At 43.0% G+C, this 21,496-nt stretch carries 19 protein-coding genes; 12 read left to right on the forward strand and 7 right to left on the reverse strand.

The window, feature by feature from the left end:
• Positions 1-149 precede the first annotated feature (149 nt).
• Entirely contained in the window at positions 150-2,516 is a 2,367-nt protein-coding gene (locus J2X69_RS18745) for a TonB-dependent receptor (protein WP_310106795.1), read from the forward strand.
• A 301-nt stretch (positions 2,517-2,817) separates the two neighbouring features.
• On the opposite strand, the gene glmS is transcribed toward J2X69_RS18745, so the two are convergent.
• From glmS to J2X69_RS18760, 3 genes are all read right to left on the reverse strand, one after another.
• Complete coding sequence (gene glmS, locus J2X69_RS18750; RefSeq protein ID WP_310106798.1) at positions 2,818-4,659, reverse strand: glutamine--fructose-6-phosphate transaminase (isomerizing); 1,842 nt, start codon at positions 4,657-4,659, stop codon at positions 2,818-2,820.
• 122 nt (positions 4,660-4,781) lie between these two features.
• Complete coding sequence (locus tag J2X69_RS18755; RefSeq protein ID WP_310106801.1) at positions 4,782-6,233, reverse strand: DUF4270 family protein; 1,452 nt, start codon at positions 6,231-6,233, stop codon at positions 4,782-4,784.
• Positions 6,154-6,972: a glycogen/starch synthase gene (locus J2X69_RS18760; protein ID WP_192347290.1), complete on the reverse strand. Its 819-nt coding sequence runs from the start codon at positions 6,970-6,972 to the stop codon at positions 6,154-6,156. The genes J2X69_RS18755 and J2X69_RS18760 overlap by 80 nt, the downstream gene beginning before the upstream one ends.
• A gap of 129 nt (positions 6,973-7,101) precedes the next feature.
• Between J2X69_RS18760 and panC the strand changes: the two genes are divergently transcribed.
• The 6 genes from panC to J2X69_RS18790 all read left to right on the forward strand — a co-directional run bounded on the left by panC (position 7,102) and on the right by J2X69_RS18790 (position 12,347).
• Entirely contained in the window at positions 7,102-7,950 is an 849-nt protein-coding gene (gene panC / locus J2X69_RS18765; RefSeq protein WP_310106806.1) for a pantoate--beta-alanine ligase, read from the forward strand.
• Between the two features lie 21 nt (positions 7,951-7,971).
• A complete protein-coding gene (gene panD / locus J2X69_RS18770; RefSeq protein WP_057936936.1) occupies positions 7,972-8,319 on the forward strand; it encodes an aspartate 1-decarboxylase in 348 nt (115 codons plus the stop codon).
• A gap of 14 nt (positions 8,320-8,333) precedes the next feature.
• Positions 8,334-9,323, forward strand: a complete 990-nt coding sequence (locus J2X69_RS18775) for a lysylphosphatidylglycerol synthase transmembrane domain-containing protein (RefSeq protein WP_310106814.1) — start codon at positions 8,334-8,336, stop codon at positions 9,321-9,323.
• A gap of 31 nt (positions 9,324-9,354) precedes the next feature.
• Complete coding sequence (locus J2X69_RS18780; RefSeq protein ID WP_310106818.1) at positions 9,355-10,041, forward strand: zinc metallopeptidase; 687 nt, start codon at positions 9,355-9,357, stop codon at positions 10,039-10,041.
• A gap of 98 nt (positions 10,042-10,139) precedes the next feature.
• Positions 10,140-11,279 carry an acyl-CoA dehydrogenase gene (locus J2X69_RS18785; RefSeq protein WP_310106822.1) on the forward strand — a complete coding sequence of 380 codons (1,140 nt, stop codon included), beginning with the start codon at positions 10,140-10,142 and terminating at the stop codon, positions 11,277-11,279.
• A gap of 138 nt (positions 11,280-11,417) precedes the next feature.
• Positions 11,418-12,347, forward strand: coding sequence for an AraC family transcriptional regulator (locus J2X69_RS18790; protein ID WP_310106826.1), 930 nt, complete (start codon positions 11,418-11,420; stop codon positions 12,345-12,347).
• On the opposite strand, the gene J2X69_RS18795 is transcribed toward J2X69_RS18790, so the two are convergent.
• The 4 genes from J2X69_RS18795 to J2X69_RS18810 all read right to left on the reverse strand — a co-directional run bounded on the left by J2X69_RS18795 (position 12,340) and on the right by J2X69_RS18810 (position 14,502).
• The gene (locus J2X69_RS18795) at positions 12,340-13,119 is read right to left on the reverse strand and encodes a geranylgeranylglyceryl/heptaprenylglyceryl phosphate synthase (RefSeq protein ID WP_310106829.1); all 780 of its coding nucleotides are present in this window, start codon (positions 13,117-13,119) and stop codon (positions 12,340-12,342) included. The two genes, J2X69_RS18790 and J2X69_RS18795, sit on opposite strands and share 8 nt — an antisense overlap.
• On the reverse strand, positions 13,091-13,474 hold the full coding sequence (locus J2X69_RS18800; protein ID WP_310106832.1) for a hypothetical protein: 384 nt from the start codon (positions 13,472-13,474) through the stop codon (positions 13,091-13,093). The genes J2X69_RS18795 and J2X69_RS18800 overlap by 29 nt, the downstream gene beginning before the upstream one ends.
• Before the next feature lies 1 nt (position 13,475).
• On the reverse strand, positions 13,476-13,832 hold the full coding sequence (locus J2X69_RS18805) for a phage holin family protein (protein WP_310106836.1): 357 nt from the start codon (positions 13,830-13,832) through the stop codon (positions 13,476-13,478).
• A gap of 70 nt (positions 13,833-13,902) precedes the next feature.
• Entirely contained in the window at positions 13,903-14,502 is a 600-nt protein-coding gene (locus J2X69_RS18810) for a YkgJ family cysteine cluster protein (RefSeq protein WP_310106839.1), read from the reverse strand.
• Positions 14,503-14,675: 173 nt separating this feature from the next.
• Here J2X69_RS18810 and J2X69_RS18815 point away from each other — a divergent pair, with 173 nt between their 5' ends.
• The 5 genes from J2X69_RS18815 to J2X69_RS18835 all read left to right on the forward strand — a co-directional run bounded on the left by J2X69_RS18815 (position 14,676) and on the right by J2X69_RS18835 (position 21,383).
• Positions 14,676-15,398: a TIGR00730 family Rossman fold protein gene (locus J2X69_RS18815; protein ID WP_310106843.1), complete on the forward strand. Its 723-nt coding sequence runs from the start codon at positions 14,676-14,678 to the stop codon at positions 15,396-15,398.
• A 140-nt stretch (positions 15,399-15,538) separates the two neighbouring features.
• Positions 15,539-16,477, forward strand: a complete 939-nt coding sequence (locus J2X69_RS18820; RefSeq protein ID WP_310106847.1) for a lytic transglycosylase domain-containing protein — start codon at positions 15,539-15,541, stop codon at positions 16,475-16,477.
• Positions 16,478-16,668: 191 nt separating this feature from the next.
• Positions 16,669-19,500: an excinuclease ABC subunit UvrA gene (gene uvrA, locus J2X69_RS18825; RefSeq protein WP_310106849.1), complete on the forward strand. Its 2,832-nt coding sequence runs from the start codon at positions 16,669-16,671 to the stop codon at positions 19,498-19,500.
• Between the two features lie 80 nt (positions 19,501-19,580).
• Positions 19,581-20,633, forward strand: a complete 1,053-nt coding sequence (locus J2X69_RS18830) for a histidine kinase (RefSeq protein WP_310106852.1) — start codon at positions 19,581-19,583, stop codon at positions 20,631-20,633.
• Between the two features lie 15 nt (positions 20,634-20,648).
• Positions 20,649-21,383, forward strand: coding sequence for a response regulator (locus tag J2X69_RS18835; protein ID WP_310106855.1), 735 nt, complete (start codon positions 20,649-20,651; stop codon positions 21,381-21,383).
• Positions 21,384-21,496: the final 113 nt, after the last annotated feature.

Here is a 21,496-nt window from a genome sequence, read left to right on the forward strand (position 1 = left end):
TTGCCTGTCGCTTAGGATTGTCAACTCCTTCTATATCCTAGCTACGTGACTGTGACAAAGCGAGCAACAGTGGACTGATTATATAAGAATCCGGATACAAAAACCCAAAAGCCAATATTCCAGAATTAAACATTTCTAACCCAAGCAAAATGAAGAACTATTTATACAATCTTATGATAAGAGATAAAAAGTCGCTGGCTAAATGCTTATTGATCTTGATCACTTTCTCCAGCTTTTCAACCGCCCAAGCCCAGCAAAATTCAGCCACCATACAGGGAAAAATCCTGAATCAGGGAGGCCAGCCCCTCCCCTTTGCCAATGTACATCTCAAGAATCAGAACAAGGGTGCACTGACTGATGAAGAAGGTCTTTTCTCCATTGACCAAGTGTCTGCGGGGAAATATTTGTTGGTTATTTCCCATTTGGGCTATACGACCAAGGAAATACAGATCAAACTGGAAAATGGCCAAGCACTAAGCGTTCCGGCTGTACGCCTTCCGGAAAACGGCAGTGACTTGCAGGAATTTACCGTAACAGACTCCAAGGTCAACCCATTGGCTGACAAAAGAACGGACTATGTAGCCCGCATGCCATTGGAGAATCTGGAGAATCCGCAGGTATATAATGTGGTAACCAAAGAACTGATACAGGAGCAGGTGATAACGAATGTGGGAGAAACCCTCCGCAATGCCCCGGGGGTCGTTCCGGTAGTGTATCCTTCCGGTGGATTCGGTACTACATTCAGGGGATTCAACATCGGGATCAATGCCCGTAACGGAATGGAGACCACAACTGGCCGTTCCAGTGTAGATATCGCTAATGTGGAGCGGATAGAAATATTAAAAGGCCCTTCCGGAACCCTTTTCGGAGGGAATGTTTCCTCCTTTGGTGGAGTGGTCAATTTGGTAACCAAGAAGCCTGCCGAAGCAAACAAGACTGAGGTTTCCTATACAACAGGAAGCTATAACCTCCACCGGATTACTGCAGACATCAATAAGCCATTAAACAAGGATAACACCGTCTTGTTTAGGCTAAATGCAGCTGTGCATAAAGAAAAAAGCTTTTTGGATTATGGATTTTACAACGCTTATTTAATCTCCCCCAGCTTGCTTTACAAAGCTTCAGATCGTCTGACTTTTACTCTGGATGCTGAACTCCTTAATGTCAATAGTACAAGAAATTTGTATAGCAGATATGCTCCCGGATCAGGGATCACCAGTCCCAAAGACTTAAAGGTGGATTACAGAAAGGCGTTTTTTCATCATGATGCAGATGCGGAAACCTCCTCCACAAAAATATTCGCAGAGGCTAAATACCGCCTTTCCGAAAACTGGACCTCTTCGACCTTACTCTCCTTTGTAGGTGAAGATGTGGATCATAGTTATCAGTATTATGCCACCTGGCTATCCCCTACTAGGGCCGCCAGAAGTGCAGGAAACTGGCATTCTATTTACAACAACTATACGAATATACAGGAGAACATCAACGGAGAGTTCACTACGGGAAATATCAAACATAAAGTGCTTATTGGCGCCAGCTACAGACTCTTCCAGAGTAGAAGCGAATCCGGAACTACAGGTAATTTAGATACGGTAGATGTCACCAAGGATTTCCTTCCTTTGAGAAGGCAAAATATAGAGCCGCACATTGTATCCGGTCAATGGCCCGGCTGGAACACGGTCAATACCCATACATTGAGCGGCTATGCCACAGATGTCATTGCCTGGACGGATAGATTGTCCACGATGCTCAGTCTACGGGTGGATTATTTCGACAGAAAAGAGCAGGGAGGAGCGGAAGGTTTTCAGCAGACAGCTCTTTCCCCAAAGCTGGGTGTAGTTTATCAAGTGGTAAAGGATCAGGTCTCTGTGTTTGGAAACTATATGAACGGATTCCAAAACCAAGCTCCAAGGATGCAGCCTGATGGTTCACAACTGGTTTTGGATCCGGTCTATGCGGTACAGTCAGAGGGAGGTATAAAAACGGAAGCCTTTGACAAAAGATTGAGTGCCACGTTTAGCTATTATCATATCTCCATCGATAATGCGATCCGCATGAATACCGACGGCTTCGCTGTCCAAGACGGAGAACAAGTCAGTAAGGGGTTTGACATAGAATTAATCGCCAATCCAATACCCGGACTGAACGTGATGGCAGGTTACGCTTACAATGACAACAGGATCGTAAAAACCTCAGACGAATCCATAGAAGGCAACAAAGCCACTGATGCACCTGAAAATATGGTAAACTTTTGGGCTTCTTATACCCTACAACACAAACTGAAGGGTCTGGGATTTGGATTTGGAGGAAATTATGTAGGCAAAAGCTATATGTTCAGCGATAATATTTTCAGCATTCCGGCATATACGGTCTTAAATACGAGTGCATTTTACGACCAAGCAAAATGGAGGGCAAGTGTAAAACTGAACAATCTGACCAATGAGAAATATTGGACCATTTGGGGAGTTGCTCAGGCACCGACCAATTTCGCGGCTAACCTTACACTAAGGTTTTGATATAAATGGGCTCCCCGATCAAAGGGGTCTGGGAGCCCATTATTCATAGAAGGCTAATTAAAAGACTGGGGCATACCTACGATGGGCAAAATGGAAATTTAAATAAGTGTACAAACGTTGTGTCAGGCTGACCCCTGCTTTGTCCCTAAATTCCTTAGCATTATTATTCTTTTGTAAATCTTAACTTTTTCTTACTCAGCCTCACTATTATTTCTAAACTGTGCCCCTTACAATCTTCAGTTTCAGCGGTTCAAACAGAGTTTCAGAAAAAAAGGCTGCCCTTTCGGACAGCCATTTGAGTTTATTCTACCGTTACTGATTTCGCCAAATTCCTTGGCTGATCCACATTACAGCCCCGCATCACAGCAATGTGGTAAGAGAGCAATTGTAAAGGAACTACAGCGACCAATGGAGCAAAAGCTTCATGAGTTTCAGGAATTTCGATCACGTGATCGGCAATCGCCTTCACCTGCGTGTCCCCTTCGGTGACCACAGCAATCACCTTACCTTTTCTGGCTTTTACTTCCTGAATATTGCTAACAACTTTCTCGTAAGAGCTGTCTCTGGTGGCTATAAAGAAAACAGGCATTTCCTCATCTATCAAGGCAATAGGACCATGCTTCATCTCAGCAGCGGGATATCCCTCTGCATGGATATAAGAAATCTCTTTAAGTTTCAAAGCTCCTTCCAGTGCCACCGGGAAATTATATCCTCTACCTAAGTAGAGGGCATTACTTACATCTTTGTACTCCTCGGCGATATATTTTATTAAATCATTGGATTTCAATGCCTTTTCTACTTTGCCGGGAATTGCCTCCAGCTCATGAAGTAGCTGTATATATTTGCTCTCCGGCAGTGTACCTCTTTGGTAGCCCAGCTTCAGGGCCATCATAGCCAATACGGAAATCTGGGCAGTAAATGCTTTGGTCGATGCGACTCCGATCTCAGGGCCGGCGTGGGTATAGGATCCTGCATGGGTAGCTCTTGGGATGGATGAGCCCACCACGTTACACACTCCAAAAATCGTCGCCCCTTTTGATTTTGCAAGCTCGATAGCTGCCAACGTATCGGCTGTCTCTCCTGATTGTGAGATGGCGATAATAAAGTCCTTTTCGCCGACTACGGGATTTCTATACCTGAATTCAGAGGCATATTCCACTTCTACAGGCACTCTTGCAAACTCTTCGAAAAGATACTCTGCTACCAATCCTGCGTGCCAAGAGGTACCACAAGCGGTAATAATAATCCGTTCTGCATTTTGGAATTTATTCATGTAATCACGAAGTCCTCCAAGAACCAGACGACCCGATTTCGCATCAAGACGCCCTCTCAGGCAATCGGCAATTGATTTGGGCTGCTCAAAAATTTCCTTCATCATGAAATGCTCGTAGCCACCCTTCTCGATAGCTTCCAGCTCCATTTCCAGTTGATTGATATAAGGATTGGTTTCTACGTTCTCAATGGTTTTGATCTGAAGACGGTTATTTCTGATAACTGCTATTTCAAAATCATCCAAATAAACCACCTTGTTGGTGTATTCGATTATTGGAGTGGCATCAGAAGCAAGGAAAAACTCGTCCTCTCCAACTCCAATCACCAATGGAGACCCCTTTCTTGCAGCAATCAGTGTATCGGGTTCTTCTTTGTTGATCAGAACAATAGCATATGCACCGACCACTTTGTGAAGAGCCAATCTTAGGGCTTCTTCCAGAGTACAATGATTATTAAGCTGGATATCTTCTATAAATTTGATAAATACCTCTGTGTCGGTATCTGATTGAAATGTATAGCCCTTTTGCATCAAGTCCTGCTTAAGCACTTCGTAGTTTTCTATGATTCCGTTATGGATCATTGCTATTTTCTCGGAGGAAGAATAATGCGGATGGGCGTTGGTATCATTCGGCTCACCGTGGGTGGCCCAGCGGGTATGGCCTATTCCTATTTTGGAGGTCAAATCGGAGCCAGAATCTAGATGCTTCTCTAATTCGGATACCTTCCCCTTCTTTTTGTATATGCTTAGTCCTTTACTGTCCAATAGTGCCACACCTGCACTATCATATCCTCTGTATTCCAATCTTCTCAGACCTTTGATGATTATCGGTAAAGCTTCCTGCTGCCCTACATATGCTACGATTCCACACATATTTAAAAATTCTTATGGTTTAACTGAACTTTGACAAAGAAACAGCTTTCGTGCCAAAAAAAATAATCCACTTCCCGAAAATCAGGAAGTGGATTAGAATGACTTTTCAAAATTTGAGAATTCTATCTGGATTTAGAGTAGATGACCTTTACCTTGATTTTGTTCTTATCTACTTTAAACTGCCTCAGTGAAGTACCAAATTGATCTGTTGTAAGATTTCCTTGAGGAGAAAGTGGATCTGTACCTAGACTTGTCCTTCTCTTATCCACTATATTACCTCCATATAAGATCCAGTCCTTTCTTGTCAGGTCTCCCCTGAAAAGCGCATTGATATAAGCCGATATATTTTGACCATAGAGCTTTTTATCAGAAATATAAATAAAACTCGCCGGGAACTCCACCAAGGGTACCTTATTGGAATCACTGTCAATGCCTACCTGAGCTCTATTTGCATCCTGTATGGTATAATATTTTCCAGCGGGGTTTGCCAGAAAGCGATTGCTCCCGTCTGAAAAATAAGCTCTAAAATATGTACTGGGCAGAACACCTTCAGCAGGATCCTCTATTGCCCCAAGTTCCAAAGACACGTTGTTGAATATAACTCCGGAAAGCGTATCCAAAAAAGCATCAAGAGGGCTGGTATCTAATTTGATAACCATTCCCAGACCTGCCTTTATCCCTACAAGCGGCCCCACATCGTAAGACTTTTGATACTCGGTCACGGCATCAGTGGGAGTGCCGCTTCGATCACTTTTGATCCCGCTAAAATTTCTTGAAGAGGAAGTCGAAATTGAGTATAAAGTAGAAACTGTATCAGAAGCCGCATTACGATAGTAGACTTTTATTGCTGTATTAGCGCCCAACCTTACCCTTGCAGAAGAATTATCGCCTTCTTTCGCTTTTAATGCGATTCCCGGAAAATACTCCCTGAATGTGAAGAGGTTATTGAATTCAGCCCCAGCCCGCATCTTATTAAAAATCTCCTCTGCAAATTCTTCCTCCAACTGAAAAGAGGCAATAGAATCAGTTTTCTCTCCAAACACTATCTCTCCTGCAGTAAATGGGTTCTCTTCGTAAGACAACTCATCAAAATTGTAATACAAGGTATCCAGTATAGGCTCTGTCAACTTATGAATAGAGAAACGCTTTGGCCCGCCCAAATTAGTCCCGTTAATATTTATAATATCAACAGTGAAGAAGATGGAGTCAAGTAGCGCATTGGACTCCGGGCGCTTAGCTCTGGAATCAATAAACGTTCTAGAATACCCGGTAGCTGATGTTTTTCCGAAAAAAGGATCAACTTCTTCCCCTACAATCAAGATATTTTGATTGGTAGTATTGAAAGAATCCAGTAAAACCACCTCTGCAGGCAATACAAACTCCTCAAAAACAACACCGATTTGGTTGTTTCCGGGAGCCAGCTCTATGCCGACAGTGGCAGGGTCACTACAGGAACTGATAAGAAATAGGGACAAGATGGCCCCAAAGGCCAGATTAACCGGCGAGATTTGTGTAAATGCCGAACAGCTCTTCGTGAGCTTGTGCTTCTGATTCTGCTTCAATGCTGATGTCAAACTTCTTGTCTTTTGAGAAATCCTCGATTAGTTGGTTTAATTCTGCGGAAACTTCACCGCCTTTGACCACCAAGTCGGCGTACTCCATGCCCATCTTGATAAATCCTGTAAAGTCTTTGCTTTTCAAAGGTGCTAAAATAGCGTCATCAATATCCACCATCTTAACCTTGTTTAACAAATCATCGCCAAAGGTATGGGAAAATCCGTTGTTGTAGATCGCAAATACTGACTTAGTATCTTTAAATAAAGGCTCACTCTTGTAAGTAGTCTTCAAATACATAGGTATTAAGCTGGTCATCCAGTCGTTACAATGCACGATATCCGGAGCCCAACCCAATTTTTTCACTGTTTCGATAACCCCTTTGCAGAAGAAAATTGCCCGCTCATCATTATCCTCGTAGAATTTCTGCTGCTTATCGTGGAATACATGCTTTCGCTGGAAGTAATCTTCATTGTCGATAAAGTATACTTGAAGCTTTGCATTTGGGATGGAAGCCACTTTAATTACCAAAGGTTTCTCCTCTTCTCCTACCGCAATATTAATCCCTGACAATCTCACCACTTCATGAAGCCTGTTCTTTCGCTCGTTGATCAGGCCAAATCTCGGTACTAGAATCCTGATCTCCATGCCACGCTCTTGCATAGCTTGGGGAAGGGCTCTTAGGAAATTTGCGACTTCGGATGTTTGGAGAAAAGGGTTGATTTCACTGGCAACGTAGAGGATACGTAATTTGGACATGCTTATTGGATTTTATGTTGAAGGTGAAAAAACAACTGCGCAAAGATAATAAAAAAAGCCTTAAAAGCCTTGATTTGTTGAATAATAATATACATTTGCCCCTATTTACCCATTCTAAACCCTATTCCGTTGCACCTAGTCCATACTGGAGCCGATTGGCACAATTACTGGCTTGAATCACTCAAAAACGGTAAATCCATAGCTTTGGTCCCCACCATGGGAGCGCTTCACGAAGGTCATCTTGACCTTGTGAGAAAAGCCAAACTAGAAGCTGATATTGTAGTCGTTTCTATCTTCGTAAACCCTACACAATTCAACAATCAAGAAGATTTCAATAACTATCCATCTACTATAGATGAGGATCTTGCCAAACTTAGGAATGAAAATGTTGACTTTGTTTTCATTCCCGATACAGAAACCATTTATCCTGAAAAGCCAAAATTAAGCATCAATTTTGGCGAGCTTGAAACGGTATTGGAGGGGGCCTTTCGCCCGGGTCACTTCAATGGAGTGGGAATAGTGGTTTCCAAACTTTTCAACATCATCAAGCCTACCAAAGCGTTCTTTGGACAAAAAGACCTTCAACAAACCGGTATTATAAAACGGTTGGTGAAAGACCTCTCTCTGAATATTGAGCTTACAATAGTCCCTACACGACGGGAGGATGATGGATTGGCGATGTCCTCAAGGAACCTACGCCTATCACCGGCCGAAAGGGATCAGGCTTTGATTTTAATTAGCAGCCTGACTAAGGCCAAGCAGGAACTTTTAGCAGGCAAGCAATGGTTTGAGGTGCAGAATCAAATCACACGCGATTTTCGGGAAACGCCTTTGGCAACATTAGAATACTTCGAACTGATTCACCCTGACAGCTTTATGGTTTATACTGATTTTGATTTCAATCAAAAGTCATCTATCTGTGTAGCTGCTTATCTGGGAAAAATCAGATTAATCGACAACCTGCCAATAATTCCTTAATTTTGCCGCAAAATTAAACCGATGCAAATTCAGGTACTGAAATCCAAGATCCACCGGGTGAAAATCACCCAGGCGGAACTGCACTATGTAGGCTCCATCACAATCGACGAAGATCTGATGGATGCAGCCAATCTCATCGAAAATGAAAAGGTCCAAATAGTCAACGTCAATAACGGTGAACGGCTGGAGACTTACGTGATCACGGGAGAAAGGGGCTCAGGACAAGTATGCCTGAACGGTCCCGCAGCCAGAAAGGCACAGGTAGGAGATATCGTAATCATCATTTCCTACGCCGGAATGGAACTGGAAGAAGCCAAAAAATTCAAACCGGTGTTGATCTTCCCCGACGAGCAAAACAAACTCATCTGATGGGGCTGAAAAGCATGAAACAATTCGTCCAGATTGTAATTTCTCTAGGAGTTGCAGTCTGGATTTTTTGGTTTTTATACAAAGACATCGCCTTTGATTCATTGCTTGACCAAATCATGGCAAGCAATTGGGCATGGATTATATTGTCCCTATTGATCTCTATGCTTGCTTATATGATTAGAAGCTGGCGCTGGACTTTGCTCATAGATACAGAAGACGGGACAAAAGTAAGCCTAGGTCGAGCCTACCACGCTCTGATGGTAGGCTATTTAATTAATATGCTTATCCCCCGGGCCGGCGAAGTAGCACGATGTGGAGTTCTCTCCCGAACCAATGGAACCTCCACCGGCTATCTCATCGGCACGGTGATCGTAGAGCGAAGCATAGACCTGTTATGTCTTGTCTCCACAATTCTTTTGGCGTTTTTTGTAGAACAAGAGCTCTTCTTAAATCTAGCCGGCCAGTTAGTCGATGTAGCGTCCTTAGGTCAAAAAATCATTTCAAATCTTCCGCTGGTGATCGGCGGAATTGCCGTTTGTGTTCTCATAATTTGGTATGTATTCAGGAGATTTGCTGACAATGGATTAGTCAATAAAATCCAGCATTTTTTTAGGGAGATTCTTTCAGGGCTCAAGAAAATCGGGGAACTGTCCAACCCGGCAGGATTCTGGACAAGCTCTATTTTTCTTTGGTTTTTGTATTTTTTGACCATGTACACCATATCCTTAGGAATTCCCAGCACTGCCAATTTGTCCGCCGGCGAAGTCCTCCTAGTAATGGTAATGGGTAGTATTGGCATGATTGCACCTGTTCAAGGCGGAATTGGAACCTTTCATGCATTGGTGGCCTTTATTTTGATACAACTGGGTATATCGGAAGTGGACGGAAAAATTTTCGCCGCTATTATCCATGGCACCCAAGTAATCCTTGTGTTGGGAGCCGGCCTTATAAGCTGGGTAATAATGATGAAATTACCTGTTTGGGAAAAACCCAAAGAAACATAATACGTATTCATCTTTTGCAACTAATAACCTTATGATCATACTAATTGTAGTCGTTTTTGCCATTGCAGGATTCGTGGTGAGCAGCAAACTGAAAAGCAAATTCAAGAAATACTCTCAAACACCTTTACAGGCAAATCTTTCGGGTGCCGAGATCGCGAAGCTCATGCTCGCAGACAATAACATAACAGATGTGCAGGTGGTATCTGTGGAAGGACAGCTTACCGACCATTATAATCCTGCCAACAAGACGGTAAACTTAAGCCCTGATGTGTACTATGGAAGAAATGCAGCTGCGGCTGCAGTAGCCTCCCACGAATGCGGACACGCAGTCCAGCATGCCACCTCCTATGCGTGGCTGAATTTAAGATCAACCTTGGTTCCATTGCAAAATAGTGCAGGAAAGATCTTGAACATAGTCTTAATCGCATCTATTTTAGGAAGCTTTCTCATCCAAATGCCATATGAAATTATTGGTTTTATCGTAGTTGGCGCTTACAGTATTATCACCCTATTTTCCTTGGTGACTTTACCGGTGGAATTTGATGCAAGCAACAGAGCGCTGGCTTGGGTCAAAACAAGAAACATCGTAACGCCTGATGAATACGCTATGTCCAAAGACGCACTGAAATGGGCAGCAATGACTTATGTGGTAGCTGCACTTGCTGCGCTCACTACCTTGGCTTACTACATAATGGTTTTCTTCGGAGGACGGGATTGATACAGATCAAATAAAATTTCTGAAGAGGGGCAAGTTTTGTCCCTCTTCTTTTTTTGGCATATATTCCTAGCAGATAGCTAAACCCAAAAGAGAATAGTATGCATTTTGAACTTACAGAGGAGCACCTCGCCGTGCAGGAAGCAGCGAGGGATTTTGCAAAAAACGAACTGCTCCCCGGAGTAATACAACGGGACATTGAGTCCCGATTTCCTGCCGAGGAGATCAAAAAAATGGGCAACCTCGGCTTCATGGGGATGATGGTCGATCCCAGCTATGGTGGAGGAGGTATGGATACGATTTCATACGTCATTGCGATGGAAGAACTGTCCAAGATCGACGCTTCAGCATCCGTAGTGATGTCTGTCAATAATTCGCTTGTATGCTGGGGATTGGAGAAATACGCTTCCGAAGAGCAAAAGGAGAAATATCTTAAACCCTTGGCATCAGGACAGAAACTGGGAGCTTTTGCTTTGTCGGAGCCGGAAGCGGGTTCTGATGCTACTTCCCAGAAAACCGAAGCGTACCGAAATGGTGACCATTATGTATTGAACGGCACCAAAAACTGGATAACCAATGGCTCAAAAGCAGATACTTACCTGGTAATTGCCCAAACTGATCACAGCAAAGGTCATAAAGGGATATCTGTTTTTATCGTGGAAAAAGGCTGGGAAGGATTCACACCGGGACATAAGGAGGATAAACTGGGCATTAGGGCCTCTGACACTACTTCGCTCATGTTTACAGACGTGAAGGTCCCTGTAGAAAACAGAATAGGGGATGAAGGCTTTGGATTCAAATATGCCATGGAAACATTGAATGGCGGAAGAATCGGAATTGCTGCACAGGCACTGGGTATTGCTGCCGGAGCATATGAGTTTGCTCTGGCTTACTCCAAGGAGCGCAAGACTTTTGGCAAACCAATCAGTCAACACCAGGCGATTCAATTCAAGCTTGCGGACATGGCTACTACCATTGAAGCCGCTAGACTATTGGTGTACAAAGCGGCTTGGCTGAAAGATCAGGGAGAAGATTATTCTCATGCGTCTGCGATGGCAAAACTCTATGCGTCGCAAGTCGCAATGGATGTAAGTATCGAAGCAGTACAGATACACGGGGGCTATGGATATGTAAGAGAATATCATGTAGAACGCCTGATGAGAGATGCCAAAATCACCCAAATTTATGAAGGAACCTCCGAGATTCAGAAAATAGTCATATCCAGAGGCATACTTAAATAATAACTACTTTGTTCAGAAAACGGCATAATTAAATAATCGTATGCCCTTTTTAATTATATTAATACCATCCATAGAAAATCTATGAAACTTTGTTAGAAAAATCATATTTTTGATATTAAGTTTTTTTGATACTTATTCATGGAATATTACAACAAGGTTATCGAATCAGTCAATGTTAGGTTTATTCGGGGGAATAATTTCCGAATAGAAAAACCTGTGTCAGTGAATGATTATGCCGAATCGGATAACACCCTGATTCTACTCCATCATGGCACGCTCAAATTCGGTGAAGACCAAGAACTTTTAAACGAAGGCGAAGTTCTTTTCCTCCCCGCTGAACAGAAGACTAAACTTACGCTGGGCAGTGGAGCCAAAAAAGGCGAAATATCCAAAGAGCAATTTCAGGAGAATAAGAAAAAGCATCTTCAGAGTATCAGTTTCAGAGAGATAAAGAGTACTGAAGATGACTGCATTTCTATCCTTGGCTTTGAGTCCAAAGTATTTGATGTGGTCAACTTTTTTAATTCCCTGGACATCCCTCCGTTTATCATTCGCTTCAATGATAGACTCGCGACGATCGTTGAGGATCTGATGAAGGAAGTAGAAGTAAGTAATGTGGGCAAAGAAAGGGCATTGAAAGCCAACACAGAATTGTTGGTAATCGAGCTGCTTCGCCACATTCTTAAAAACAGATTGTTCTTGGAGGAACTTTCTACCAATGCTACCTACTTCAAGGATCCCCGTCTGATAGATTTATTCAATTACATCAAAACCAATCTTGGCGGAGACTTATCCAATAAAATACTGGCTAAGGTGGCCAATGTATCTGAAGACTACGTGGGGCAGTATTTCAAAATGCTGACCGGGATCAATCCGCAAGACTACATAGAATACCAGCGAATGGAAGCTGCTGTGGAGCTTTTGCGAACAACCAAAAAATCAATCCGAGACATAGGAAAAGAAATTGGCTATAAAGACACGGCTTATTTCTGTCGCAGATTTAAGATGATGTATGGAGTTCCTGCCGGAAAAATGAGAAGGAGAGATTCTCTTATTAACGTTAGTTGACGTTTAAAGAAAGATTAAACAGTACTTTATATTCCAAGACCTTCGCTAAAAAGCCGGGGTCTTTTTCTACGGCATTGCCTATCACCAAAAGATCTGCACCACTTTCGTAGGCAATTTTTACTTTTTCCAACGAATCCAGTCCTCCACCGACTATAACTGGATTACAGATTGCTGACTTCACTAATTTTATCACCTCCGAAGATACCGGGGATTTTGCCCCGCTCCCGGCATCCATATAAAAGTATTTCATCCCCATGTAAAGCCCTGCAAGGGCTGTTGCCTTAGCTAAGCCGGGATTGGAGTTGGGCAAAGGCAGTGTTTGGCTCACGTATTGCACGCTGGTGATTTCCCCCTCGCCGACCAGCATATATGCAGTAGGTAGGGCTTCCAATTTCATCTGCTTTATGATGGGTGCTGCGAGTACCTGATGTCCGATGAGGTATTCGGGGTTTCTGCCTGAGATCAGCGAAAGGAATAAAACGGCATCTGCTTCTTCAGCCAGTTGCACTTGAGAACCGGGAAAAATAACGACCGGAATTTTGCCGGCTATTCTTTTCAGTGATAGGACTACCTCTGTGAAATTATCGCGACTTAATTGACTACCTCCTACAAATATCAAATCCAGACCGGAATCCTTGACCCAGGCATGGTTATATTCAAAAAATCCTGCATCTGTAACCTTGTCCGGATCAACCAGCCAAGCCAAGCCCTTTTGTCCTGTGGTATAAAACCTCTTTAAAATTTTACCTACCTTCTTCTTGGACTTCGGCATCTCCCTGCTGAGCAGTAAATAGGTTGGGCAGAAATTTTTCTTTGGCAAAAGCAAGTCCCAATATCAACAGACGCTGACCCATACCCGGCCAAAATGAAGACTTAGAGCTTTCTGTAAGTTTCCTCTCAATATCTTTGGTGAGTAGTCCTTCTCTTTCCAAAACTTCAAGAACTTCCTCAGTTTTACGGTCTTTTCGGGTTTTCCGGGTTTTTACTATAGCCAAAGCAATCAATCCTCCTACCAAAACCACCCCGCCGATTTTCACCCAATCTCCTGATTCTGCTTTGAATAGTTCATATTGTCTGGCCAGAGTTTCCTGTAGTTCCTCTTCCTTCTTTTTCAATTCCTTATTCATTCTATTGACGTTTTTTGAACATTCTCACCCTAAAAATAAACCCTTTTAAGCCCTTCTGCATTTTCTCTTCAGTGGGGTCATTATCTCTCAATAAGAACAAAATCAGGAGTATTATCAGGTAAATCAACCCAACCAACAAGAAACCCATATGGGGAGATTCAAAACGCTGGCTTAGATAAAAGGCCAGAGAAAGGCTAAAAAACAACAAAACCAATAAGAGGCTACCTCCCATCAACACGAGAAAAATTATTCTGGTCAATATCCCCGCAACCTGTTCCTGTATTTCCAGTTTGACCAGATCTACTTTGGTTTCTACTATCCCTTTTATAGTCTGTATTATTTCTCCGATTCTTAGCATAATTAAAAACTTGTGAGATTTTACCCTTGAAATATTACACAATATACTTCAATTGGCAGGAGCAAAAAAATTATGCATTCACATCAGCTTCCTGCTCCTCGTAAAACTTATATCTCAAAACAAGTTCCAATGCAAAAGCAATAGCCTCATTTATGGTGAATTGTTGGCAAAGAGACTGGTCGATTTCGTCTAACCGGCTGTAGAAAGCCGTAGCAAGCGGAATTTCCATGTCATCGTTTATTCTTTCGCTGGCCAGCAAAAACTCTTCAGGTTTCTCTTCCTTCAATATTTTGCAGATTATGAGGTCTTTTTTGCCATATTTGGTTCTTCGGGCCGAAGCGGCAAACAATCGGCAAATCATTCCTCTTTTGGCATGACTCCCGCAAAACCCCTTCTTCCCGTCTTCTGACTGTGCTCTATACATCACACAGCTAGCCCCTTCATCCTTGCTTTCTACTAATGTAAGGGTAGATTCGGCCAATCCTTTATCATAGAGATCAAAGGCCAATGGAAGAAATTCCAAGGGAGATGCCGGTACTTTTGGATTTGCACAGCAAAAGCCACATCCGGCTACACATCCTAATCCACTCTCAGAAGCAAATTGCTTTGTTTCTGACTCTAGCTCACCGAACACGTTCAGTGTAGCTTGAGATTTTTCAGCGAGATTCATCTCTTTATTTTCAAATAAGGCGTAAAAATACACCGGACTTAGCCGTTTGATTCCAATAAGCAACTATTTTTTTATATTGAGCATCAGCAGTTTATCAATAGATCATCTGAATTGTGGGGAAGACACCGTCCATTTCAGCGAAGAGATCGTTTTCTTTAAATAAAAAGTAGGATATGAGCAATCTAGAAAATCAAAATGCAGAAGATAAAATCCGCCTAGCATTCAAGGAGCGGGATTGGAGCGAGATCAAAAGCGCCGATTCCTGGGTGATTTTTAAGGTAATGTCCGAGTTTGTGGAAGGGTTTGAAAAACTTGCCAAAATCGGTCCATGCGTATCAATCTTTGGCTCTGCCAGAACACCACGGGATCATAGTCACTATAAAATGGCTGAGGACATAGCCGCCAAACTTGTTCGTCATGGCTATGGAGTGATCACCGGCGGTGGACCGGGAATCATGGAGGCAGGCAACAAAGGAGCGCATTCCGAAGGAGGAAAGTCCGTGGGGCTGAATATTGTATTGCCATTTGAGCAATTTGACAATATTTACATTGATCGGGATAAGCTGATGACCTTTGATTATTTCTTTGTACGGAAGGTAATGTTTGTCAAATATTCCCAAGGATTTGTGGTACTACCCGGTGGCTTTGGCACTATGGATGAATTTTTCGAAGCATTAACGTTGATTCAAACCAATAAAATAGGAAAGTTTCCCATTGTGCTGGTAGGTAAAGACTACTGGTCAGGTCTGGTAGATTGGATAAGAAAAACCTTGCTGACACATCATTACATCAATGAAGTGGATCTCGATCTTTTCGCGGTGGTAGAGGATGCTACTGAGGCGGTGAAAGTGATTGACGATTTCTACAACAAGTATTTGCTGAGCCCGAATTTCTAACTCTGAGCTCAACACTCCAGTACTTTCTGAAAGATTCTAATCAGTTCCCGCAGACCTGATTGTAATTGTAGGCAGTTTGGCTCAGAAGAAGACGCAAATTTCTGCGGATATTTTTCTTATTCATTTCTTATCCTTATTACATGAACAAATATCATCTAATCCCCCTTTATGTCTTGGTAATTCTTTGTCTGGCAATGACAGGATATGCCACATGGAAAACGCCGGCGGAGATACCGGTGGAACCCAGTGTGGCAGAGGTCCAAATACTACAGACTATGCCATTAGTCTCAAGGGATACGGTCAGGTTATTTGATCTTCCCGATGAGCTGACGTTTGCGGGGGAGCTAGTTCCGTTGGAAGTTGACGATGTCAAAGAGCGGTTGGAGCGGGAAATTTATGTGAATGCTTATTGGCAGTCAAACATGATTTTGCTGATGAAACGGTCAAGCAAATTTCTTCCTGAAATAGAGAAAATGTTGAAAGAAAACGGCATTCCTGACGATTTCAAATACCTCGCAATGGCCGAGTCCGCACTGATGAACGTAGCCTCTCCAGCCGGTGCAATGGGTTTTTGGCAGATTCTGGAATCTACCGGCAAAGAATACGGACTGGAAATATCCAAAGACGTGGACGAACGCTATAATCTTGAAAAAGCAACCCTAGCGGCATCAAGATATTTTAAGAAAGCACATGCAAAATTCGGAGATTGGACAGCAGTCGCCGCCAGCTATAACATGGGGCAATCCGGATTTTCACGTAGGCAAGAGGATCAGATGGCCAGAAGTTATTATGATTTGTATCTGAATGATGAAACGAGTAGATATTTGTTTAGGATTTTGGCCTTCAAGGTAATCTTCGAAAACCCAAAAGAGTTCGGGTTTTATCTGCGTGAATCAGACTATTATAAAAAACCTGTGCTCAGAAAAATAACTGTAAACGATGATATCAAAAATCTTGCAAGCTGGACCAGACAGCAGGGCAACACCTACAAAGAACTCAAACTTTACAACCCTTGGCTACGCGATAAGGATTTGAATGTGAAACGGGGAAAATCCTATGAAATTCTTCTTCCCGAGTAATTTCCAAAAGTATAGGCACTGCTGAGTAACTAGTATAAAAACTTCACTAGTGATGCTTGCACCAAAGGACAGAAAACCACTTATTCAATCAATGAACCAATCTTGCTGTCTTGGGTTATACTCTTTGAAGTTTACTACCGTGTCCGGCCTAAAATCCGTACCTTTGCCATTTAAAATTGCCAGCCGATTATATGAGCCAAGTCACTCCTGCACAGGAAGAATACATAGAGATTTTTGGAGCCCGAGAGCATAATCTTAAAAACCTGGACCTGAGGATCCCACGAAATAAGCTCGTGGTAATCACCGGTCTGAGTGGTAGTGGCAAGAGCTCCCTTGCGTTTGACACCATCTATGCGGAAGGACAGCGTAGGTATATGGAATCATTTTCAGCCTATGCCAGATCCTTTTTGGGTGGTATGGAGCGTCCTGATGTGGATAAAATCAACGGGCTCTCTCCGGTAATAGCAATCGAGCAAAAGACTACTTCCAAAAACCCCCGCTCTACCGTCGGTACAGTCACTGAGATATATGATTTCATGCGTTTGCTTTATGCAAGAGCCGGAGAAGCATATTCTTATTTGACAGGATCCAAAATGGTGCGGCAAACAGAGGACCAGATCATCGACTTGCTGTTTACCAACTTTCTGAACAAGAAACTATACATCCTTGCTCCTGTAGTAAAGGGGCGAAAAGGACACTATCGTGAGCTTTTTGAGCAAATCCGAAAAATGGGTTTCTCAAAAGTCCGTGTAGACGGAGTAGTCATGGAAATGGTGCCCAAAATGCAGGTGGATCGCTACAAGATCCATGATATTGAGATCGTCATTGACAGAATTGTCGCAGAAGAATCCGACCGTTTTCGCATTACTCAATCCCTAAAATCTGCTTTGCAACATGGCAAAGGAGTCATCATGATCCGGGATGAAGAGGGAGAGATTCATCATTTCTCCAAATACCTGATGGATCCGGAAACCGGGCTTTCTTACGAAGAGCCCGCACCAAATACCTTTTCCTTCAATAGCCCGTACGGAGCCTGCCCTACCTGTAATGGTCTTGGAATCACTGAAGAAATCACCCGTGAGAGTATTATCCCGGACCCGAAACTCAGCATCACCAGAGGAGGAATAGCGCCGCTTGGTGAATACAGGGATATTTGGATTTTCAAAAAAATAGAAGCAATTCTCAAGCACTACAAGTGCAGCATGAGTACTCCTATCGAGAAGCTGCCGGAAAATGTGGTAGAAATTCTTCTCAATGGTGATAAAATAGAAGTGGCGGTAGATTCCGTAAAACACCCGGGAACGAAGTGGCATACCACCTTCGAGGGGATTATTAACTTTTTGAAAAAATATCAGGAAGGCAGTTCGGATAAGATCCAAGACTGGGTCAGTGAATACACCATTACACAGACTTGTCCAGATTGTCACGGGTATAGGCTGAAGCAAGAAGCACTACATATCAAAATAGACGATACCCATATTGGCCAGTTGGCAGTGATGGATATCCGTTCGTTGGGAGAATGGTTTGTTGGGTTGGAAGATAGACTCTCTGAAAAGCAAAACGTAATTGCGGCAGAAGTACTGAAGGAGATCCGAAAAAGAATCGGATTCTTGCTGGATATAGGTTTGGATTATTTATCTCTCAATAGACCTCTTCGGACACTTTCCGGAGGTGAGGCTCAGCGGATCAGATTGGCTACGCAAATCGGGACTCAATTAGTCGGAGTGCTCTATATTCTGGATGAGCCTAGTATTGGACTCCATCAGCGTGACAACGAAAAACTGATTCAGGCACTTCAGAGCTTGCGTGATCTTGGCAATTCTGTATTGGTCGTAGAGCATGACAAAGACATGATGCTGGCGTCGGATTATTTGCTGGACATGGGCCCGGGAGCCGGCAGGCATGGTGGAAGTATCGTAGCAGACGGCACACCTGCACACATTCTACAAACAGGCGGACTCACCGCCAAGTACCTCTCGGGAATGATCGGATTACCTGTTCCGACAGTACGAAGAGAAGTAAAAGATAAGGCTCTTGTAATCAAAGGTGCAACTGGCAACAACCTCAAGAAGGTGGATCTTAAACTACCGCTGGGCACGTTGATTTGTATTACCGGAGTTTCGGGAAGTGGGAAAAGCACCTTGATTCATGAGACACTCTATCCAATTCTGAATCAGCACATCTACCATTCCAAGAAAAGTCCAATGCCTTACGAGAGTGTAAAAGGACTGGAGCATCTGGACAAGGTGATAGAAGTGGACCAGTCCCCAATAGGCCGAACACCGAGATCAAATCCTGCTACCTACACGGGTGTATTTTCTGATATACGGACTCTTTTTACCGAACTCCCTGAAGCCAAAATCAGGGGCTACAAGCCTGGGCGTTTTTCTTTCAACGTAAAGGGAGGAAGATGTGAGGATTGTGAAGGTGCGGGCATGAAACTGATCGAAATGGACTTTCTGCCAGATGTACATGTACCATGCGAAACCTGCAAGGGTAAACGCTACAACCGGGAAACTCTGGAAATTCGCTACAAAGGAAAATCTATTTCCGATGTACTGGATATGACTGTGGAACAAGCAGTGGAATTCTTCGACAAACTCCCTAAAATCCTGAGAAAAATCAAAACGCTCAATGATGTGGGATTGGGTTATATTACGCTCGGTCAACATGCGACGACGCTGTCCGGAGGTGAAGCCCAACGTGTCAAATTGGCGACAGAACTATCCAAAAAAGATACCGGTAAGACCTTCTATATCCTTGATGAGCCTACTACCGGGCTTCATTTCCAGGACATTGAATTACTGATGCTGGTAGTAAATGGTCTGGTGTCCAAAGGGAATACCGTCTTGATCATCGAGCATAATATGGATGTGATCAAAATGGCAGATTATGTAGTGGATCTGGGACCTGAGGGAGGAAATAAAGGCGGAACAATAGTAGTACAGGGAACACCTGAAAAAGTGGCGGCTACGGAAGGCAGCTATACAGGTAGATTTCTTAAAATGGAATTAAATAGCTAACAAGGGTTATAATCAAAGGTATCCTCCTTTTATCACATTAAGAAAGAGGAGACACCTGCGTTATTTATCTTTGGGCGATTATGAACAGAACAAGGCTGTATTGGTTACTTCAAGTGCTCGGGTGGGGAAGTTTTGCCGCCGTGAGTATCTTTTTGGCTTCCCTTTCCAGAGGTGTCACCGCAGTTCAAATCTGGGCATTTATTGTCCTAGCGGCCACTAACCTTATTTCTACCCACTTTTTGAGGTACATAATCAAAACCTACAATTGGTTTAAGCTTAGCATAGGACAGCTTTTGTTCCAATCGCTACTGGCCATAATAGCGCTATCGTTGGCTAATTTTGTAGCCCAGATTCTGATAAACATTGCCTTTGGCACCCTAAATCCTGCCGAAGATTTCAAAATCTTAGTGATCCTTGCCAACATATTTCAGGCAATTCTACTATATGCACTATGGTTTGTGATGTATTTCTTGGTGCACTTTTTGGATAATTATAACACCACACTGAAATACGAGGCCAAGATCAATGAAATAAGGCTCAATCACCTTAAAAGTCAGCTTAATCCCCATTTTATTTTCAACGCGCTCAATAGCGTACGGGCACTGGTGGATGAGGATCCTACCAAAGCAAAAACTGCTATCACCAGAATCTCGAATATGCTGCGTTTCTCACTGATGATGGATAAAAAACAGACCATAGAATTCAGTGAGGAACTTAATACTGTAAAAGACTATCTGGAACTGGAATCTATTCGTTTCGAGGAAAGACTGAAGGTACTTTACCAAATCGAGGACGAAGCCTACAGCTATAAGATCCCGCCCATGATGCTACAGACCATCGTAGAAAATGGAGTCAAACACGGTGTGTCTAATCTGGTAAAAGGCGGGACGATAGAAATCAAGTGCAGGGAAGGACTGCACGATGATTTGTATATTCAAGTCAAGAATAGCGGACAGCTCACCCATCAGCCTTCTTTGGTTTCCGAAGACGAACAAGGTCACGGGCTGAGCAATACGGTACAAAGACTTAAGCTAATATATGGAGATAAAGCAAGCTTCCGTATCTTCAACTCAGGGAATCAATTCGTTATCACAGAAATAAAGATTCCTAAACAAAAAGTCACATTTGAATAACAAACTCAACAAAAAATGCGAGCAATTGTAATTGATGATGAAAGATTAGCACGCAAGGAGCTGATCAACCTCTTAAACCAACTAGAAAGTGTAGAAGTGGTAGGCGAAGCGGTAAACGTGGATGATGCCAAGGATAAAATTGACCAGCTGAATCCGGATGTCATTTTTCTTGATATTCAGATGCCTGAGAAAACAGGCTTTGATCTACTGGAAGAGCTGGACAACGTCCCTCACGTGATCTTTACCACAGCTTACGATGAATATGCGTTGAAAGCTTTTCAGGTAAATGCCCTTGATTATCTTCTGAAACCCATAGAGCCAAAGCGCCTTGAAGAGGCCATTGCCAAGCTTCAGGGAAAAATAGACGGTTTTGCGAAAAATGAAGAGAACCCGTCCGTACACAGTCAGAAGAAACTTACCCTTGATGATCAGGTCTTCGTGAAGGACGGAGATAGATGCTGGTTTGTGAGGCTATCCAATGTTCGGTTATTTGAGTCTGACGGGAATTACATTAAAGTGTATTTTGACAACTTCAAGCCGATGATACATAAGTCCCTGAATGCCTTGGATGAGCGTCTGGATGAGAAATCCTTCTTTCGCGCCAGTCGAAAGCATATCATCAATCTAGGATGGGTGGAAGGAATAGAACCGTGGTTTAACGGTGGTCTGGTGGTTACCCTCAAAGGAGGAGACAGAATCGAGGTCAGTAGAAGGCAAGCTGCGAGATTTAAAGAAATGATGAGTTTATAGCTTTTATACCCAAAAAAAAGCATTTGATTTCACTGATATATTTAGTAACTAGGGAATAAATAGACCTATGGGTCAGAATAATCAATTTCACTCCCAAAACGCATCTGCCAACT

This window comes from Algoriphagus sp. 4150, assembly GCF_031457395.1.
GTDB lineage: Bacteria > Bacteroidota > Bacteroidia > Cytophagales > Cyclobacteriaceae > Algoriphagus.

What these genes read in the sequence shown, in the direction of transcription:
- J2X69_RS18800 (WP_310106832.1), bottom strand. Translation starts at nt 13,474, where the DNA reads ATGAATAAGGAATTGAAAAAGAAGGAAGAGGAACTACAGGAAACTCTG.
- uvrA (WP_310106849.1), top strand. Translation starts at nt 16,669, where the DNA reads ATGAGCCAAGTCACTCCTGCACAGGAAGAATACATAGAGATTTTTGGA.
- J2X69_RS18780 (WP_310106818.1), top strand. Translation starts at nt 9,355, where the DNA reads ATGATCATACTAATTGTAGTCGTTTTTGCCATTGCAGGATTCGTGGTG.
- J2X69_RS18790 (WP_310106826.1), top strand. Translation starts at nt 11,418, where the DNA reads ATGGAATATTACAACAAGGTTATCGAATCAGTCAATGTTAGGTTTATT.
- J2X69_RS18835 (WP_310106855.1), top strand. Translation starts at nt 20,649, where the DNA reads ATGCGAGCAATTGTAATTGATGATGAAAGATTAGCACGCAAGGAGCTG.
- J2X69_RS18785 (WP_310106822.1), top strand. Translation starts at nt 10,140, where the DNA reads ATGCATTTTGAACTTACAGAGGAGCACCTCGCCGTGCAGGAAGCAGCG.
- glmS (WP_310106798.1), bottom strand. Translation starts at nt 4,659, where the DNA reads ATGTGTGGAATCGTAGCATATGTAGGGCAGCAGGAAGCTTTACCGATA.
- J2X69_RS18745 (WP_310106795.1), top strand. Translation starts at nt 150, where the DNA reads ATGAAGAACTATTTATACAATCTTATGATAAGAGATAAAAAGTCGCTG.
- J2X69_RS18760 (WP_192347290.1), bottom strand. Translation starts at nt 6,972, where the DNA reads ATGTCCAAATTACGTATCCTCTACGTTGCCAGTGAAATCAACCCTTTT.
- J2X69_RS18830 (WP_310106852.1), top strand. Translation starts at nt 19,581, where the DNA reads ATGAACAGAACAAGGCTGTATTGGTTACTTCAAGTGCTCGGGTGGGGA.
- J2X69_RS18795 (WP_310106829.1), bottom strand. Translation starts at nt 13,119, where the DNA reads ATGCCGAAGTCCAAGAAGAAGGTAGGTAAAATTTTAAAGAGGTTTTAT.
- J2X69_RS18820 (WP_310106847.1), top strand. Translation starts at nt 15,539, where the DNA reads ATGAACAAATATCATCTAATCCCCCTTTATGTCTTGGTAATTCTTTGT.
- J2X69_RS18815 (WP_310106843.1), top strand. Translation starts at nt 14,676, where the DNA reads ATGAGCAATCTAGAAAATCAAAATGCAGAAGATAAAATCCGCCTAGCA.
- J2X69_RS18775 (WP_310106814.1), top strand. Translation starts at nt 8,334, where the DNA reads ATGAAACAATTCGTCCAGATTGTAATTTCTCTAGGAGTTGCAGTCTGG.
- J2X69_RS18805 (WP_310106836.1), bottom strand. Translation starts at nt 13,832, where the DNA reads ATGCTAAGAATCGGAGAAATAATACAGACTATAAAAGGGATAGTAGAA.
- panD (WP_057936936.1), top strand. Translation starts at nt 7,972, where the DNA reads ATGCAAATTCAGGTACTGAAATCCAAGATCCACCGGGTGAAAATCACC.
- J2X69_RS18810 (WP_310106839.1), bottom strand. Translation starts at nt 14,502, where the DNA reads ATGAATCTCGCTGAAAAATCTCAAGCTACACTGAACGTGTTCGGTGAG.